Raw genomic sequence first — 16,179 nt, forward strand, 5'->3', positions numbered from 1 at the left:
GCGCCACCATGGCGCTGTTTTTTGTCAACGGCGCCACCTTTGCCACCTGGGGCGTGCACATCCCGACCATCAAGGCGCGCTTCGGCTTGTCGGATGCGGTGCTGTCGCTGGCCATGCTGGCCGTGGCCGGGGGCGCCATCGCGGCGATGGGGCCGGTGGGACGCTGGGTGGGGCGCGTGGGCAGCGCGGCCGCTTGCCGGCGCAGCGGGCTGGTCTACGCCGTGGCTACCGTGGCCATCCTGGCCATGCCGGAGTTTGCCTTGCTGATCCTGGCACTGATCGCCTTCGGCATGGCCAACGCGGCCTTCGACGTGGGCATGAACGCGCAGGCCGCCACCGTGGAGGCCAGCCGCGCGCGGCCCATCATGTCCGCGCTGCACGGCATGTTCAGTCTGGGCGGCATGGCGGGCGCGGCGGTTGGCGGCGTGCTGCTGGGCCTGGGCGTGCCGCCGCTGGCGCACGCCCTCGGCATGGCGGTGCTGACCGCGGCGGTCACGGCGGGCGTGGCACCCTGGCTGCTGGACGACCATCCCGTGCCGCCACCTTCCGCGCATCACCGCGCGCATGCGGTGCGCGCGCTCTGGCTGCTGGGCCTGATGGCGTTCCTGGGCCTGGTTGGCGAGGGTGCGATGTATGACTGGTCCAGCGTCTACATGCGCGAGGTGGCGCTGGCGCCGGACGCCTGGATCAGCGCCGGCTATGCCGCTTTCTCCGGTGGCATGGCCTGCGGCCGCTTTGGCGGCGACCGCCTGCGCGCGCGCTGGTCGGATGCGCGCACGCTCGGCGCCAGCGCCTGGGTGGCGTTCGCGGGAATCTTGCTGGCGCTGTTGTGGCCCGCGCCGGCGGCGACCCTGGTCGGCTTCGCGCTGATGGGCCTGGGCGCGGCGAACATGGTGCCGATCTTCTTCGTGGCGGCTTCGCGCCTGCCGGGTGTGACGCCGGCCGAAGCCATCTCGCGCGTGGCGCGTTTTGCCTATATCGGCTTGCTGATGGGGCCGGTGATGATTGGCGGCGTGGCCCATGTCACCAGCCTGCGATACGGCCTGGGGGTGGTTGCCCTCACCATGGGCTGGATCGCCGTGGCGGGCGCGCGCCTGGCGCGCCCTTACCTTTTGGCCCGCAAGGCGTGATGCCCAGGCAGGCTCAGGCAGCCTCGCTCCATGCCGGGGCATGGTGCGTGCCGGCCCCTTCGAACACGAAGGTATCCATCGCCAGCACGCCATAAGTGACCTCATCGGCCACGCGTGCCACGCCGGCCGGCGCCTGCTCGGCGGGCACGCCTTCGTGCGGGCCCAGCGCAGCGCCCAGCGCCACGAAGAATGGCAGCAAATGCTCGTCGGCGGGATGGGCGCGGCGCGCATACGGCGCCTGCGCGCGATAGTCCGCGATGCGCGTGGTGTCGCCGGTGGCGAGCGCATCGTCCAGCGCCTGGATCATCCAGCCGCGGAATGCCTCCACATAGGGCTCGACGGGCGAGCCGTGCTGCTCGCGCCGGCCCCCGGCACCGAAGACTTCCTGCAGGTTGTGGGTAAAGCTGCCCGAGCCCAGCACCAGCACGCCCTCGTCGCGCAGCGGCGCCAGCGCCCGGCCGATCTCGATCTGGGCTGCCGGGGGGAGATAGGGGTTCAGGGCCAGTTGCACCACCGGGATGTCGGCATCCGGGAAGAAATGCCGCATCGGCATCCAGGCGCCGTGATCCAGCGGGCGCTCATCGTCCTGCAGCACTACCGCGGCGCCGGGGACCTGCGCGGCCTCGACCAGCGCCTTGACGCGAGCGGCCAGCGCCGGCGAGCCCGGGGCGTCGTAGCGCAGTTCGTATAGCGCGCGCGGAAAGCCGCCGAAGTCGTGCCAAGCCTCCTGCCGCTCGCGGGTGCCGACCACCAGGGTGCTGTAGATCCAGTGCGCCGAGATCACCAGCACGGCGCGCGGCTTGCGCGCCCTCAGCACTTGGCCAAGGGCGTCGAAGGCGGCGCCGCTCGGGCCCGGATCAAGGGCGAGCATGGGCGAACCGTGGGAGATGTAGATGGCGGGAAGCATGATGGCGGCCTTCAAATCCTTTTGATAGCGGTGTTCAGTTTGACAAAACTGCCCAGCCCCTGCGCCACCTATTTGCGGACACCTCCATCAAAAAACTTGAATTCACGCGGCGCTACCGCACTTCCCACCACCGCATGCGCACCCGGCCCACCCTGCGAGCGTGGGGTGCACCACACAACGCTTTAAAGATTCGGACACGCAGCGGGCAATCGGCTTATGATTCCAGCACGGAGTCCGGCCCAGCTTTGCGCGGCGCAATGCGTCGTCCGCGCGGGCCCTGGCAAACCCCGCATGACTGGATACGACGCGCCCTGAAGCGTGTCAGGTTGGAGAACACCGTGGTCAAGCGCACAGCCCACAGGCCCTTGCTGCCCCATGCGAACTGGTGGCAGCCAGGCGTGTATGCAAGCGGACCGGCTGTGCTCCTATGGATCGCCGCCCGCCTTCCCGCCCCCTTGCTGGTCGATGTATTCAATGCGCCTGGCGCCCCGGCGCTGCTCAACCATGTGGGCGATTCCGTCTTCGTGGCCGGGTGGGTCGGCAGCGCCCTCTGGCTCTGGCTCACGCGCCAGCGCCCGGATACGCCGGAGCCGCAACAAGAAGCCGGCCCGGGCGAGGCGCCCGACGCCCGCAGCGCGCACCAGCATCACGCCAGCCAGCCCTGAATCCCGGCCGTCGCGCGCCCTGGACGCCGGGCACGCGCATGCTTGCTTCACGTGGAACATTCCATGGGGCGCTGGCCGCGCAGCCGGCCATGCGGATCTGACTCCACACGCTGCCATCCTGCTGGCTAATTAAAGAATCGCTTACTATTCTGCCTTTCCGAGTGCATGTCCGGTTTCGGGGCAGGCCTCCCGTCGATTTCTCACCGCATCAAACGCCACATGCAAGCCAACGCTGCAATACCTCAAGTCCACGAAATATCCAAAGCCCAACGACGAAAGGCCATCCTCGCCGCCACCATCGGCAACGGCCTGGAGTGGTTCGACTTCACTGTCTACAGCTTCTTTGCGCTGATCATTGCCAAGCTGTTCTTCCCCACCGGCAATGACCTCACGTCTTTCCTGCTGACCGTCGCCACCTTCGGCGTGGGCTTTTTCATGCGCCCGGTCGGCGCCATCGTGCTCGGCGTCTACGCCGACCGCGTCGGCCGCAAGGCAGCGCTGACCCTGACCATCCTGATGATGGCGCTCGGCACCGCCATCATCGGCCTGGCGCCCACTTATTCGTCGATCGGCCTGTGGGCACCGGCGCTGATCGTGGTGGCCCGGCTGATCCAGGGCTTCTCGGCCGGCGGCGAGGTTGGCGGCGCCACCGCCTTCCTGATCGAGCACGCCCCTGACGAGGAGCGCGGCGCCTACGCGAGCTGGCAGCAGGCCAGCCAGGGCATTTCCTTCATGCTGGGCGCTGCCATGGGCGCGCTGGTGATCAACGGCCTGGAGCCGGAGCAGATCGATGCCTGGGGCTGGCGTATCCCGTTCCTGTTCGGCCTGCTGATCGGCCCGGTCGGGATGTATATCCGCTCGCACCTGGAAGAGCCGCCCGCCTTTGAGGCCCGCCGCGCCGAGCGCGCTGCCAGCAAGGTCAAGTTCTCGCCGCTCACGCAGGTGCTGCGCGACCATCCGCGCGAAGTGCTGGCCGGCCTGGGCGTGACCATCCTGTGGACGGTCTGCACCTATGTGCTGGTGTTCTACATGCCGTCGTACGCCAAGCAGCAGCTCGGCCTGCCGCTGGGCGCCACCTTCCAGTCGACCGCACTGTGCGGCGCCATCATCCTGGTGCTGTGCCCGCTGATGGGCATGCTGTCCGACCGCGTGGGCCGCAAGCGCATGCTGGGCACCGTGGCGCTGATCATCGGCGTGCTGGCCTATCCGCTGTTCCACTGGCTCAACGTCTCGCCGACCACCCAGACGCTGCTGATGGTCCAGGTGATCCTGGGCATCCTGCTGGCGGCCTTCACCGGCCCGGCACCGGCCGTGCTGGCCGAGCAGTTCCCCACCGAGGTCCGCTCCACCGGCCTGTCGCTGGCCTACAACTTCGCCGTGACCATCTTCGGCGGCTTTGCCCCGCTGATCGTGACCTGGCTGATCGCATCGAGCGGCAGCAAGCTGGCGCCGGCCTACTACGTGATTGCCGCGGCCGCGATCAGCTTTGTCGCGCTGCTGTTCATGCACGACCGTACCGGCAAGCCCCTGCAGTAGTACCGCCGGACGTCGCTTTGAAATGAAAAAGGCCAGCCGCAAGGTTGGCCTTTTTCTTTGCGCTCAGTCCGGCGGCGCCTGCGCCGCGCCCAGCACCCGCAGCAGCCGCCAGGCCATCAAGCCCAGCACGCCGACCGCCAGCAGCAGCGCACCCCACAGGATGAAGCGTCGGCTGCGCTGGGTGTCCGAAGGCACGGCCGCCGGCGGCGATGCCGTCATGCCTGCAATCCGGGCGTCGGCGATCACCGGTGCCGGCCCGGCGAGCAACTCGGCCCGCGCGACCGCCCCGGGTTCTTGCACCGCGCCCGCCGGCTCCCCAACCGCTAGCGAGAACGGCCGCGCGCCGCGCGCGACAAAGGTCACCACGGCAGGGCGCCAGCCAAGCGCCAGCACCGGCATGCCGGCGCCAAGCCCACCAGCGCGGGCATCCACGCTCAGGCGCCACAGGCGATCCGTGTTGCGCCCGATCGCCAGCTGCGCGCTTTCCTGCTCGGTGCCCGCCGCGCCGGAAAGACGGTAGAGCTGTGCGCTGCTGACCATGCGCCAGGATGCCTGCGCATCGGGCCGCGACCACAGCGTGGCTTGCACCACCGTGTTGGTCTGCGGCAGGCGAATGCGCACGCGCTCGGCCGGGAAGCGTCCGCCGCTGTCGAACAGGTAATCGCCCCCAGGCTGGGCCTGCGTGGCGACGATGCCGTCGCGCCATTGCAGCGCCAGCGGCGAGGGCAGGCTGGCCGCCACGGTCTCCACCTGCACGCGCGCCGGCACGGGCGGCGCGCCCTGCCACTGCAGCCGCAGGTAACGCGCCCTCAGGCGCCCCAACGCAATGCGGTCCTGGCTCAGCGTGCTGCCCTCGCGGCTCAGCCGCAGCAGCTGCGCGCCGCCCGCGGCTTGCCAGTGCTGCAGGTCGTCGCTGCTGGCAACGTCCACCCTGCCCTGGTAATCGCCATCCGGCAGGCCGATCACCACCGCGCCGGCGTCGTCGCGCAACTGGCTCAGGTCGAGCAGCCATGCCCCGGCAGTGCCGGCTGCGGGCGGGGCGGTGGCGGCGCGCAGCGCGCCGTCGGTCCCGATCACCACGCCCAGGGGCGCGGACTGCCGCGACTGCGCGGCCGGCAGCGCGAACCACGGCACATCGCGCAGCGAGCGTACCTCGGCCGCCGGCTCGGGCGGCAGATCCAGCGCGTAAGGCAGCAATTCGCCTGTGCCGTTGCGCACGCGCAGGTCAGCCAGCCCGGGGCGCGCGCTATGGGTGTAGACATCGGCGTCCAGGGTCACGGCGTAGTACGCTGCGTCGCGTTCGGTCGCCAGCGCGAACCGCTCAGCCCGCGCGGGCAGCGGCAGCAATAGCGATGACAGCACCGATGACAGCAGCGATGGCAACAGCGCGGCCATCAGCATCGGCAGCGCCCGCCCGGCCGCGGTTCGGAAAGCCGCCATCACGTCGCCTCCTCTTGCTTTGGCGGCAGGGGCGAGAAGTAGCCGATCAACAGCAGCAGCACGCCCACGCCGATAAACGAGATGATCCGCTCGATGCCCTTGACGAAGGACAGGTCGAACAGGAACAGCTTGACCACCGTCACCCCAAGCAGCGCGCCCCCCACAAACCACAGCGCGCGCGCCGCGGCGGGTGGCTGCCACCATGGTGATCAGCGCCAGCACGGTCCAGAACATCGACAGCGACGCCTGTACCAGGGTGGAGCCGCCCAGGCCCTCCAGCGTGTAGGGCACGCCGGCCCAGTGGTGCAGGGTGCGCAGGAGCACGGCGTTTAGCCACAGCAACACCGTGGCGATCGCGGCGTACCCGAGCACGCGCGGCCGCGTGGCCAGGCCCGCGGCGGCAAGCCGGTGCTGCCACAGCGCCACCGCCAGCATGGCAAGCAGCTGGGCAACATCGAGCGGGTTGAGCAGCGGCAGGTAGGAAAGCGGCGCGGCGTCGCCGTCGCTGGACACGCTGGCAATGCTCCACAGCCACAGCAACGCCACCAGCGGCAGCGCGCCATACAACAGGTAAGCACGCTGGAAACGCCCCACCGGCCAACGCAGGCGCCAGCCCCAGGCCGAGAGCAGCGCCAGCAGCCCGCCATAGCCATAGGCCCAGGCGCTCCAGCTCCAGGCGCCCTCCGGCACATAGGCACGCAGCCGCCAGTAAGCTTCGGTGGACAGCAGCACGCACACGGTCCAGAACAACAAAGCATGCATGGGCGCCAGCAAGGCATCGCGTTCATCGTCCTGCTGCCGCCACAGCAGCAGCCAGGCGGCGCCAAACACGATCAGCCAGGCGAGCGCGCCAAAGCCGAGCAAGGGCGACGCCGACGGCACAATGCAGCTAAGCACGGCAAGGACCGCCAGCAGCGGCGCCATGCCCTGCGCCGGCACGCTGGCCAGCGGCCACGCCAGGACGCGCCGCGCCAGGTGCGCCAACCACGCGCTCAGCACCATGAACATCGCCAGCATGTCGAGCAGCGCGCGCACTTGCCAGCCCCGCACGCCATACCAGTGCTGGATTTCGATCACGCCGCCGCCCAGCCACCACAGCAGTCCCCACAACGCCGCCCCCAGGCCTAGCGGCGCGCATGGCGCGGACCAGGCACGCGCCTCGGGCTGCCCGTGCAGGCGCCAGCCGCTGAAAACACCGGCCACCGCCAGCAGCAGCGTGCCCACGTAGCGGCTGTTCAGCACCGGCCACGCCAGTTGCGTGGCCTCGAACAAGCTGCCCGCGGCAAACGCCGCGCCGGCCGCCAGCTGCAGCAGCAGCCCGCTGGCCAGCGCAAGGCGCCGCTGCTGGCGCACCCCCACCCACACCACGGCAGCGCCTTCCACGGCCCATACAGCGCTTGTGGTGCGCCCGTCGAACGCCAGCGGCACCGCCAGCGACGCAAAGATGACGCCCAGCGCCAGCACGGCTTCAAACAGCAGCCCCAGGCGATCGCGGCGCGCCGCCAGCCACGCCGCCAGGCCGAGATAGAACGCCGCGAGCGCCACCGCGCTCCATGCCATGGCAAAAGGAATATTGCGCACCAGCGCGGCCTGCAGCCCCATGGCCAGCAGCGGCGTGCCGAACACCAGCGTGCCGTCCACGTAGTCCTTCAGGCTGACCCGCCGGCGCAGCGCATAGCGCAACGCGATGCCCGTATACATCAGGAAAAACAGGATCAGGAAGGGCTCCGTGGTGGCGAGCAGTTCGGGCCGGTAGTTCAGCGCGCCCCAGGCCGTGCCGATGCCAAAGGTAAACGCAAAGCCGAGCAGGTTGAGCGGGCGCCAGGCCCGGAACCAGGCAATGGCAAAGACGCCGGCATTGAGCAGCGCGTAGTAGCTGAACAGCATCACATGGCTGCCGCCGCCCGTTGCGATCAGCACCGGGGCAAGGAAGCCGCCGGCGCTGCCGGTGAACGCCAGCGCCGGGGCGTTCTGCAGCACCGCGAGGCCGCCGGCGAGCGCGCAGATGACCACCATCAGCGCGAACGCGGCCGCGGCCGGCAGCAGGCCATAGAGCTTGGTGGCGGCGAAGACGGTGAGATACAGCACGCCCACGCCACCGCCCTGCAACACCAGCGCATAGGCGGCGCGCCGCTCGCGCAGGCGCCAGCCCGCCAGCAGCAGCAGCACCGCGCCGGCCGCCACGCCAGCCAGCCGGAACTCGACCGGCAGCATGGCGTTGTCGGAGGCGTACTTGAGCAGGAACGCCACGCCGAAGAACAGGATCAGGATGCCCACCCGCACCACGCTGTTGCCGCCAAGCAGCCAGCCGCGCGCGGCGGATATCGCGCGCTCGACGAAATCGGGTTCGCCCGGCCCGAGCGTGGACGAAAGCGGTGGTTCGATGTGGCGCGCGCTTACAGGTGCGGGAGCGGGTGCCAGCGGCGGAGCTGGCGTGGAGTTCGGCACGGGTGCCGCCTCAACCGGGATCGGGATCGCCGCCGGGATGGACGGCACTGGCACGGCGACGCTGGCAGCCGGCTCGAAGGACGGGACATCGCTGGCGGCAACCGTACCCGGCGCTGCGCCAAGGGTCGATGTGGCCGATGGGGTGCCCATGCTCTCGCCGCGCAGGCTCGCCAGCTCGCGCTTGAGCGTGGACAGCTCCTGCTCGAGCCGCAGCACGCGGGCTTCGAGCGGAGCCGCCGCCGCGCCCTGCGCTTCGCCCTCACCAGGAGGCCGGGTGGGCCGGTCGCTGACCATCCAGCCAAAACCGAAGCCCAGGACCGCGCCCGTCAGCGCACCGCCAAACCCGGCCGCCACCATGCCGAGCACCAAGCCAATCACCCCGAATATCCAGCGCATCAGATGAGGTTTCGCCTAAGAAGGTTGGGGAAGGCGGCGGCCGTTGGTGCGGATACTGCGTTTGCCGGCACCCATCACCGCCTGCATCATGCATGTCCAGTGTAACGCCAGACCGACATTTCCAGGCGATTCCGGGCGATTCCAGTCGATATGCGCCGGCTGGGCGCTTAACCGGGGCGGGTTATTCTTCTTCGCCCTCTTTATGGATATTGATCACATGCCGCGCCTCGAACCAGAGCGGCATGCCGGGCGCCATTTCCTCTGTGCAATAAGGCTGGTTGTCCAGCTCGCCACTGTAGAGATCGCCCTCACGGCCGGTCACGACCACCCACATGCGTTCCACGTGCTGCTCCTCGCGGTCCTGCTCGTCAGCAGTGACGATGCGAAAGATCAGCTTCACCAGCTGGCCGGCCTGCAGGGCCTGGCGCTCCGCCAGTGCCGGCACCCAGAACGTCTCGGGGTGCGCCTCGCCGATGACCTCGCCGTCGTCGAGCTGCCAGCCGTCTTCTTCGATGGTCGCCAGTCGTTTTTCCATGTCAGTCCTCTTAATCAATTCGTCCTTTACGGGCGGCATCGTAGCAAATGCGCCCCGAGGCCGCGTGGGCGCGACATGCCGCGCGAGTCGCTTTAAGATGACAGATCGAAGGAGACCGCACCCATGGCAACAGATAGCAACGTAACAAAAAAGGTGACAACAAAGGGGCCGAAGAAGGTGCCGACGACGGCGCCGAAGAACGTGGCACCGAAAGCAGCGAAGAAAGCGGCGCTACCGGCTACTAACACCGTGGCGGACACGGAGCGCCAGCGCTGCAGCTGGTGCGGCACGCTGGAAGACTACTGCCACTACCACGATAACGAATGGGGCTTTCCCGTTGACGACGACCGGCGCCTGTTCGAGAAGCTATGCCTGGAAGGTTTCCAGGCCGGCCTGAGCTGGCTCACCATCCTGCGCAAGCGCGAGGCGTTTCGCCGCGCCTTCGCCAACTTCGAGATTGAAAAGGTGGCCCGTTTCGGCGAAGGCGATATCCAGCGGCTGCTGGGCGACGCCGGCATCGTGCGGCACCGCGGCAAGATCGAGGCGGCGATCAACAACGCGCAGCGCGCCCTGGAACTGCTGGAGACAGAGCCGTCGCTGGCCGCGTACTTCTGGCGCTTCGAGCCCGATCCGGCCAGCCGCCCCAAGCTGCTGACGCCGGAAGTGCTGCGCACCATGGCCATCTCGCCGGAATCCACCGCGCTGTCCAAGGACCTGAAAAAACGCGGCTGGCGCTTTGTCGGCCCCACCACGATGTACGCGCTGATGCAGGCGATGGGCCTGGTCAACGATCACCGGGAAGGCTGTGCGACGCGAGAGGAGGCCTTGCGCGCAAGGCAAGCGTTCAAGGTGCCGCGAAGGTGAGGTAAACGTCGGGCAGGCGACGGTAGCACGCGACGGCGGCACGTATACCTGCTGGCGAGGATGCCCGTGCAGGTATACGTGCGAAGCGCTGCAACAAAGGCGGGCAACGTATACGCCCCGCGCAATGGTTGCCCTATGTCTTTCTTTATTGTTTACGTATACCAATATAGTAGTAGTAGGTAAACGGCCCGTTTTCCCGTGGATAAGCCGGTTTTTCCCTTTCTGCTCAATGACTTGCGAATAGGATAAACCCTAGGGAATACCCTGATCTCGCGGGATATCTACCGGACGTATACGTGGCGAGAGAAAATCGCCTCGAAGTTGTTCGTATACACCCCACAACCCACCCCCAGCCCGGGCACAGCTTTCCTGCCCGCTTATCCCCAGGGTTTTGCCAGGTTATCCACAGCCCGGCCGGGATAGTCGCCTCTCGCTTTCATCGATCGCATGTTGTGTCCTGCCCAACCGCGGCCAGCCTGCGTGTCTGTCGTTCTCCAACAGGTTTACCCGGAAAAGTGGCGACGCCTGCGCTATTGGCGCCGCCAGGCGGATGGCATGGTCCATGCGGTTAAGGGTTCAGAGCGCGGCGCCGATGCTCGTTTCCTTCCACGTTCCCACCGTCCCACCCGGAGCCATCGCTCCTTTGGAGAACCGTCATGAAGATCAACCGCAATGCACCACGAGAGAGCCTGCCCTGCTCGCGCATGCAGGCAGGGATGCGAACGCTGCGCCGAGGTGTCCTGTTGATGCGCGTGCTCGCGCTATGCGCGAACAGCATCGCCTATGCCCAGCCCCCCGCACCAGCCCAGTCATTGGTCACGCCCGAGCAGACGTTTGCGCAGGGTTACCTCGAAGCCGTCTCCACCGGCTATGACAACGGCCAGGCGCTGCTGGGATCCGAGGGCATCGCACCCGTGCGGTTGCCGCATTCGCCTAGCCCGCAGATCAGGCCGTCCCCGGCGCCGTCCGCACCGGCACCCACGGCCGCAAATCCGTCGGTGGTCCCGGTTTCGCAAAAGACGCGCCGCGAGTAACCGCGGTGAGCCGTGAGAACGACGTGTGCCCTGCGGGCGCATCAGGGAATGCCGTACCCCCAAAACAAAAAACGCACTACGTCGTTAAACGTAGTGCGTTGTCTTGTACTGCGAATCCTGGTGGACCGAAGGAGGATCGAACTCCCGACCTCTGCATTGCGAACGCAGCGCTCTCCCAGCTGAGCTATCGGCCCGTGACGAACGATTGTAGCTCAGTTTTTCGCGGCTGTTCAATCACGTTGCCATGCCTGCGTTGCCGGTCATGCCGCGCACGGTGGGCAGGTTCAACGGGCGGGCGGTGACCTCGCCGGAGGCGCGCAGCCACTGGGCCATCAGGTCCCAGATCGGCGGGCTGCCGCTCTGGCGGGCGTCCTCCGAGACGGGTGCCCAGCCGGCTACCTTGTAGGTCTTGGCGGCGTCGATGGGCTGGCCCTTGAGGCGCATCTCGGTGATGCGTTTTCCCATCGACGCGGTGGGGTCGATGGTGTATTGCAGGCCACCCACGCGCACCATGTCGCCGCCTTGCTGGTAGTAGGGATCGGGGTTGAACAGGTTGTCGGCCACGTCTTCGAGGATGGTCTTGATGGTCTCGCCGCTCATCGCGGTGACGGTGGTGTGGGGATACGTGATGGCGGTCTGGTCCATCAGGTGTTCCATGGTGATGGCCTGCCCGGGCAGCAGCGTGGTGCCCCAGCGAAAGCCCGGCGAGAAGGCGATCTCGGCGCCCTGCACGTCCATCAGGCCGTCCAGGATCAACTGGTCGAACGTGCCGTTGAAGTTGCCGCGTCGATATAGCAGGCCGCTGTTGCGCGCCAGCACTTCGCCGAGTTGCTTCTCATACGGCGCGCGCACCTTGGCGATGAGCGCGTCCATGGCGGGATCGGCTGCGAGATAGTTGGCGAAGACCGGCAGCAGGCGGTAGCGCAAGCCGCTGACCTTGCCGCCCTTGACGTCGAAGTCGAGCACGCCGAGGAACTTGCCGTTGGAGCCGGCGTTGGTCACCAGCGTGGTGCCCCCGGCGTTGCTGACTGGCACCGGCGCCGGCATGCCGTCGTGCGTGTGGCCGCCGAGGATAGCGTCGAGCCCGCGCACGCGCGAGGCGAGCTTGAGGTCCACGTCCATGCCGTTGTGCGACAGCAGCACGACCACCTGCGCGCCCTTGCCGCGCGCCTGGTCGATGACCTGCTGCAGGTTTTCTTCCTGGATGCCAAAGGTCCAGTCTGGCGTGAAGTAGCGCGGGTTGGCGATCGGTGTGTAGGGGAACGCCTGGCCAATGATGGCCACCGGCACGCCGTTCATCTCGCGGATCACGTAGGGGTCGAAGACGGGATCGCCGAAATCGTTGGTCTTGATGTTCTGCGCCAGGAAGGCGACCTTGCCCTTGAAGTCGCGCTCAACGATCTCGGTGACGCGCTCGGCGCCGAGCGTCATCTCCCAGTGCGGGGTCATCACGTCCACGCCCAGCGCCAGCGCGGCGTCGACCATGTCTTGCCCGCGCGTCCACAGTGCGGTGGCGGAACCCTGCCAGGTGTCGCCGCCGTCGAGCAGCAGCGCGCCGGGCCGCCCGGCCTTGAGCTGCTTGACCAGCGTGGCGAGGTGGGCGAAGCCGCCAACCTTGCCGTAGCGGCGCGCGGCTTCGGTGAAATCGAGATAGGTGAAGGCGTGGGCCTGCGCGCTGCCGGGGGCGATGCCGTAGTGGCGCAGGAAGGCCTGCCCGACGAGGTGCGGCGGCTTGCCCGCGTAGTCGCCCACGCCGAGGTTGACGTTGGGCTCGCGGAAATGCAGCGGGCGCAGTTGTGCGTGGCAATCGGTGAAATGCAGCAGGTGCACATTGCCGAAGCGCGGCACGTCATAGAGCTTGCCGGCGGCCTGCGCGGCTTGCGCGTCGGTGGCGGGAAAGGTCATGCCGCCGGCGCCGGCGATAGCCAGCACCTGCAGGAACTCGCGTCGGTTCATTGTCTCGTCCTGTGCATGTCATGCGCCGGTGTCTGGCTCTTGCGACCTGCGACCCGGCATCTTGTGGCCGATGTGGCCGATATAGCCAATGCGGCTACTTCTGCGTTGGCGTGGCGTACCTGGCCAGCGCCGCGACTTCCTCTTCCAGCATCTCGCCGACCTCCTTCTGCACGACCTTGCCGTGGGCGTCGATCACGTACAGCTCGGGCAGGCCGCGGCGCTTGCCGAGCGCGGCGCGCAGCGCGGGGGTGTCCATCGCGGCCGGGAAGGTGTAGCCGTGTTTCGCCATGTAGGTAGTGGCGTCGCGAGGGTCCTTGTCGATGCTGACCGCCAGCACCTGCAGCCCGCCGCGCGCGCCGCCGGTGCTCTCAAAGAGCTTTTGCAGGCGCGGGTTCTGCAGTGCGCAGAAGGGGCACCACGATGCCCAGACTTCCACCACCAGCGGCCTGCCGGCCAGGTCGGCGGGCGTCACGACCCGGCCGTCGAGCAACTGCACCGGCGGCAGGCGCACGGTGTCGCCCACCTCCAGCGCGGCGGCCGCGCCGCTCCAGGCCAGTGCGGCAAGCAGCAGCACGCGCGCGCGCCGGAGGGAGCCTGCCATGCGGCTGGGTGTCATTGCGCAGCCTTACTGGTTGACCGGCGAGGCGGGGTCCAGCAGCAGTGCCATCACGTCGCGGATCTGCTGCTCGGTGAGGATGCCCTTGTGCCCGAAGCGCGGCATGTTGGAGCAGGCCGCGAACGCGCTGGAATCCCAGATCTTGCCCCAGGTGTACTTGATCACCGCCTCGGAGTCGCCGCGCAGCTTGCCGTACTGGTACAGCGACGGGCCGATATTGCCAAACGAGATCTCGGCCTTGGTCATCTGGTGGCAGGCGTAGCAGTTGGCGCCGTTGGGGCTGCCGACTGCGTCGGAGAACTGCATGCCGCGCCCGTTCTGGGCGGTCTTCTCGCCTTCCTTCCAGTCGCCCAGCCATTGCTTGTCGGCGGGGTACTTGATCTGCTTGAACTCGGCGGCCTCGATCTTCCTGGCCACCGCGGCCGGCACCTTGGAGCGGTCGGGGTAGTCGCTGCAAGCCTTCTGCATGGCGTCGCGATCGAGCACGCCTTCGACCGTGGCGGGGCCCTTGGAGGTGAAGGAGCTTTCGATCAGCTTCTTCATGTCGGCGTCGCTGACGGCGGCGACCTTGGCGGTGACATTCGCAGGCTTTGTGGCCTTGGCCGGCTTGGCGCTGTCCTCCGCGTGAGCCATGCCACCCATGCAGGCCAGCATGGCGAACGTGGCCAGCGTGCCTTGTGCGTATTTATGCGCTTGTTTCATCTCTGCTCTCCCTTGCCTCAGCGCTTCATGGCCGGACCGTCGTACGTGCCGCCGTTTGCGTTCCTGGCAAGGAACAGGCTCAGCGCGGTGATCACGTCGGAGCCATAGGCGGGTTCGGGAAAGCGCTGCTGGCGCAGGCAGTCATAGAGGCGGTGCTGCATCGAGCGTACCTCGCCCTGCGAGACGCGATAGGCGGGCCACGTGGTGTACGCGGCTTGCGCGCCTTGCTTGGTCAGCAGGTTGGGCAGCTCTTGCAGGCGGATGCGCTGGCCGTCCACGGCGTGGCAGGTGGCGCAGGCGAAGTCGTAGGCGCCGCCACGGTAGAAGAACATCTTCTGGCCGAGGGCGTACACGCGCTTTTCTTCGGGATGGTTCAGCTCCACGTTCATCTTGATGCCGCGCGACTCGCCGGCCACGAAGGCCACCAGGCGCTCGATGTCGGAGGGCTTGCCGGTGGAGGCGAAGGGATTCTTCAGGGCCTCTTCCTGGGTCAGGCCCTGCAGCGTCACGCGGCAGTAGGCCAGGCGTTGCTCCAGGTCCATCACGCGCCCGGTATCCTTGAACAGGCGCGGCAACTCGGCGTAGGCGCCCTTGGTCACGCCGGGGCCCTTACCCAGGTCGCATTGCTCGAGCGAGGCGTTCTTGGGGCCGGCGGGCTTTTTCCAGAGTTCCTCGCCGGCGGCTTCCCACAATTCTGCGGGGTTGCCCTCGGCGAGCATCTGCCGGTACTTGGCGATTTCCTCGGCGGTGCTGCCCTGGGCGTGCACCGCGGCGGCGGCGAGCGCCACGGTGCCGGCCAGCGCCAGCGCGGCGCCGGTGTGGCGGCGTCTGATCGTGTTCATGGGGCTTCTCCTCGGGGCCTCGGGAGCCTGCCGCCGTGTGGCGCCAGGCCGCGCGGGCCCATCTTATGGCTTGTCTTCCCGTTATCGGCGCCCGGTGCGGGCCGGCTCTTGCGCGGGTGCTGCTTACAACCTGTCTGCTTACATCCTGTATTTACGGCTTGCGTATTTACGGCTTGATATAGGCATAGCCTTCATCGAACTGCAGTTTGGCCACTTCCACCACGCCAGCCTGTACCACCTTGGCTTCCATCAGCAGGCTGGACTCCGGAATCTTGCGCGCCATGAGCGTATTGCGGCAAACGCGGAACTCGACGCCGGAACTGGCCAGCGCGCCGACCGCCGCCTCGAAGGTGTTGCCACGTGCGTCACGCGCGCCTTCCACGATGAAGTCCACGCCGTAGCCAAACGCCACCACCACGATCTTGGTATCCGGCGCGGCGTTCAGGTGGTTGCGCAGGTTAGCCATGGCGCGCACCGCCTGGTCCGTGCCTTCGGACAACTGGTAGACCACCTTGACGCGCCCGCCCTTGCCGGCGGCCGCCGGCGCCGCTTGCGCCGCCGCCTTGGCGGCCAGGCCGATCGCCGCCAGCGCCGCCGTTGCTCGAATAAATGCTCGCCGCATGATTGCTATCCTTCCGGTCGCGCCCCCGCGCGCACCATGCGCCGGCCCGAGCCCGACATTCGACCTGAACCATAGCAGAGGATGCCGCTGCCCGCTCGGCCAGGCCGGTACTGACCCGTACCCGGTTCGATCAGGAAATGGTCGCTTCGTCGGTCCGCTTGTCACCGCGGTTGTCGACCCAGGTCACCGTGACCTTGTCGCCCTTGGCGCCGCCCTTGAACTTGAAGTTCAGGAAGGGATCCTTGGATACCGCCGGGCCGAACTGGGCCTGGAATACGTCCTTGCCTTTGCACTGTGCCGTCACGCTCTGGATATGCCAGGCGGGAATGATCTTGCCGGACGCGTCCTTGCGCTGGCCGGTTTCCATGTCGTGCTTCATCAGGATCTTGACGTCGACCACACCGCCGCTCTCGGCGGCACGTACGCGCATCGGGTCTGCCATGTTCTTTCCTCTTTCAGGTAATGGTGGGGCGGGAAATCCGCTTG

At 67.7% G+C, this 16,179-nt stretch carries 14 protein-coding genes, 1 tRNA gene and 1 pseudogene; 5 read left to right on the plus strand and 11 right to left on the minus strand.

What is annotated here, in order from left to right; genetic code table 11:
• Nucleotides 1-8 precede the first annotated feature (8 nt).
• A complete protein-coding gene (locus AC1RQC_RS25155) occupies nt 9-1,130 on the plus strand; it encodes an MFS transporter (RefSeq protein ID WP_492374179.1) in 1,122 nt (373 codons plus the stop codon).
• Between the two features lie 13 nt (nt 1,131-1,143).
• Here the strand turns inward: AC1RQC_RS25155 and AC1RQC_RS25160 are convergent, their stop codons facing one another.
• The gene (locus AC1RQC_RS25160; protein WP_492374176.1) at nt 1,144-2,037 is read right to left on the minus strand and encodes a DODA-type extradiol aromatic ring-opening family dioxygenase; all 894 of its coding nucleotides are present in this window, start codon (nt 2,035-2,037) and stop codon (nt 1,144-1,146) included.
• A gap of 419 nt (nt 2,038-2,456) precedes the next feature.
• On the opposite strand from AC1RQC_RS25160, the gene AC1RQC_RS25165 reads away from it, so the two are divergent.
• Together AC1RQC_RS25165 and AC1RQC_RS25170 are read left to right on the plus strand one after the other, a co-directional pair.
• Nucleotides 2,457-2,702, plus strand: coding sequence for a hypothetical protein (locus tag AC1RQC_RS25165; RefSeq protein WP_492374175.1), 246 nt, complete (start codon nt 2,457-2,459; stop codon nt 2,700-2,702).
• A gap of 219 nt (nt 2,703-2,921) precedes the next feature.
• The gene (locus AC1RQC_RS25170) at nt 2,922-4,238 is read left to right on the plus strand and encodes an MFS transporter (RefSeq protein WP_416049893.1); all 1,317 of its coding nucleotides are present in this window, start codon (nt 2,922-2,924) and stop codon (nt 4,236-4,238) included.
• Between the two features lie 63 nt (nt 4,239-4,301).
• On the opposite strand, the gene AC1RQC_RS25175 is transcribed toward AC1RQC_RS25170, so the two are convergent.
• From AC1RQC_RS25175 to AC1RQC_RS25185, 3 genes and pseudogenes are all read right to left on the minus strand, one after another.
• Nucleotides 4,302-5,678 (minus strand): DUF3999 domain-containing protein, encoded by a 1,377-nt coding sequence (locus AC1RQC_RS25175; RefSeq protein WP_492884994.1) that lies wholly within the window; start codon nt 5,676-5,678, stop codon nt 4,302-4,304.
• Nucleotides 5,678-8,522 (minus strand): annotated as a pseudogene (locus AC1RQC_RS25180) (DUF2339 domain-containing protein). The gene AC1RQC_RS25175 and the pseudogene AC1RQC_RS25180 overlap by 1 nt, the downstream one beginning before the upstream one ends.
• A gap of 181 nt (nt 8,523-8,703) precedes the next feature.
• On the minus strand, nt 8,704-9,057 hold the full coding sequence (locus tag AC1RQC_RS25185) for a hypothetical protein (protein WP_043350474.1): 354 nt from the start codon (nt 9,055-9,057) through the stop codon (nt 8,704-8,706).
• Nucleotides 9,058-9,180: 123 nt separating this feature from the next.
• Here AC1RQC_RS25185 and AC1RQC_RS25190 point away from each other — a divergent pair, with 123 nt between their 5' ends.
• Nucleotides 9,181-9,921 (plus strand): DNA-3-methyladenine glycosylase I, encoded by a 741-nt coding sequence (locus AC1RQC_RS25190; RefSeq protein ID WP_492811506.1) that lies wholly within the window; start codon nt 9,181-9,183, stop codon nt 9,919-9,921.
• Nucleotides 9,922-10,577: 656 nt separating this feature from the next.
• The gene (locus AC1RQC_RS25195; RefSeq protein WP_492374171.1) at nt 10,578-10,955 is read left to right on the plus strand and encodes a hypothetical protein; all 378 of its coding nucleotides are present in this window, start codon (nt 10,578-10,580) and stop codon (nt 10,953-10,955) included.
• A gap of 118 nt (nt 10,956-11,073) precedes the next feature.
• Here AC1RQC_RS25195 and AC1RQC_RS25200 read toward each other — a convergent pair.
• From AC1RQC_RS25200 to soxZ, 7 genes are all read right to left on the minus strand, one after another.
• Nucleotides 11,074-11,149, minus strand: a tRNA-Ala gene (locus AC1RQC_RS25200).
• Between the two features lie 40 nt (nt 11,150-11,189).
• Nucleotides 11,190-12,911, minus strand: a complete 1,722-nt coding sequence (gene soxB / locus AC1RQC_RS25205) for a thiosulfohydrolase SoxB (protein WP_492811504.1) — start codon at nt 12,909-12,911, stop codon at nt 11,190-11,192.
• A gap of 94 nt (nt 12,912-13,005) precedes the next feature.
• On the minus strand, nt 13,006-13,512 hold the full coding sequence (locus AC1RQC_RS25210; RefSeq protein WP_492374153.1) for a TlpA family protein disulfide reductase: 507 nt from the start codon (nt 13,510-13,512) through the stop codon (nt 13,006-13,008).
• 24 nt (nt 13,513-13,536) lie between these two features.
• Nucleotides 13,537-14,181, minus strand: a complete 645-nt coding sequence (soxX, locus tag AC1RQC_RS25215; protein WP_492374178.1) for a sulfur oxidation c-type cytochrome SoxX — start codon at nt 14,179-14,181, stop codon at nt 13,537-13,539.
• 65 nt (nt 14,182-14,246) lie between these two features.
• Nucleotides 14,247-15,071, minus strand: a complete 825-nt coding sequence (gene soxA, locus AC1RQC_RS25220) for a sulfur oxidation c-type cytochrome SoxA (protein ID WP_492374152.1) — start codon at nt 15,069-15,071, stop codon at nt 14,247-14,249.
• A gap of 166 nt (nt 15,072-15,237) precedes the next feature.
• The gene (locus AC1RQC_RS25225; RefSeq protein WP_174425843.1) at nt 15,238-15,693 is read right to left on the minus strand and encodes a DsrE family protein; all 456 of its coding nucleotides are present in this window, start codon (nt 15,691-15,693) and stop codon (nt 15,238-15,240) included.
• 130 nt (nt 15,694-15,823) lie between these two features.
• Nucleotides 15,824-16,135: a thiosulfate oxidation carrier complex protein SoxZ gene (gene soxZ / locus AC1RQC_RS25230; RefSeq protein ID WP_150991211.1), complete on the minus strand. Its 312-nt coding sequence runs from the start codon at nt 16,133-16,135 to the stop codon at nt 15,824-15,826.
• Nucleotides 16,136-16,179: the final 44 nt, after the last annotated feature.

The sequence above is a fragment of the Cupriavidus sp. GW822-FHT03E04 genome (assembly GCF_058801495.1).

Coding starts and splice junctions, on each gene's coding strand:
- soxZ (WP_150991211.1), bottom strand. CDS start 16,135: ATGGCAGACCCGATGCGCGTACGTGCCGCCGAGAGCGGCGGTGTGGTC.
- soxA (WP_492374152.1), bottom strand. CDS start 15,071: ATGAACACGATCAGACGCCGCCACACCGGCGCCGCGCTGGCGCTGGCC.
- soxX (WP_492374178.1), bottom strand. CDS start 14,181: ATGCTGGCCTGCATGGGTGGCATGGCTCACGCGGAGGACAGCGCCAAG.
- AC1RQC_RS25160 (WP_492374176.1), bottom strand. CDS start 2,037: ATGCTTCCCGCCATCTACATCTCCCACGGTTCGCCCATGCTCGCCCTT.
- AC1RQC_RS25225 (WP_174425843.1), bottom strand. CDS start 15,693: ATGCGGCGAGCATTTATTCGAGCAACGGCGGCGCTGGCGGCGATCGGC.
- AC1RQC_RS25195 (WP_492374171.1), top strand. CDS start 10,578: ATGAAGATCAACCGCAATGCACCACGAGAGAGCCTGCCCTGCTCGCGC.
- AC1RQC_RS25190 (WP_492811506.1), top strand. CDS start 9,181: ATGGCAACAGATAGCAACGTAACAAAAAAGGTGACAACAAAGGGGCCG.
- soxB (WP_492811504.1), bottom strand. CDS start 12,911: ATGAACCGACGCGAGTTCCTGCAGGTGCTGGCTATCGCCGGCGCCGGC.
- AC1RQC_RS25155 (WP_492374179.1), top strand. CDS start 9: ATGGCGCTGTTTTTTGTCAACGGCGCCACCTTTGCCACCTGGGGCGTG.
- AC1RQC_RS25170 (WP_416049893.1), top strand. CDS start 2,922: ATGCAAGCCAACGCTGCAATACCTCAAGTCCACGAAATATCCAAAGCC.
- AC1RQC_RS25175 (WP_492884994.1), bottom strand. CDS start 5,678: ATGGCGGCTTTCCGAACCGCGGCCGGGCGGGCGCTGCCGATGCTGATG.
- AC1RQC_RS25185 (WP_043350474.1), bottom strand. CDS start 9,057: ATGGAAAAACGACTGGCGACCATCGAAGAAGACGGCTGGCAGCTCGAC.
- AC1RQC_RS25210 (WP_492374153.1), bottom strand. CDS start 13,512: ATGGCAGGCTCCCTCCGGCGCGCGCGCGTGCTGCTGCTTGCCGCACTG.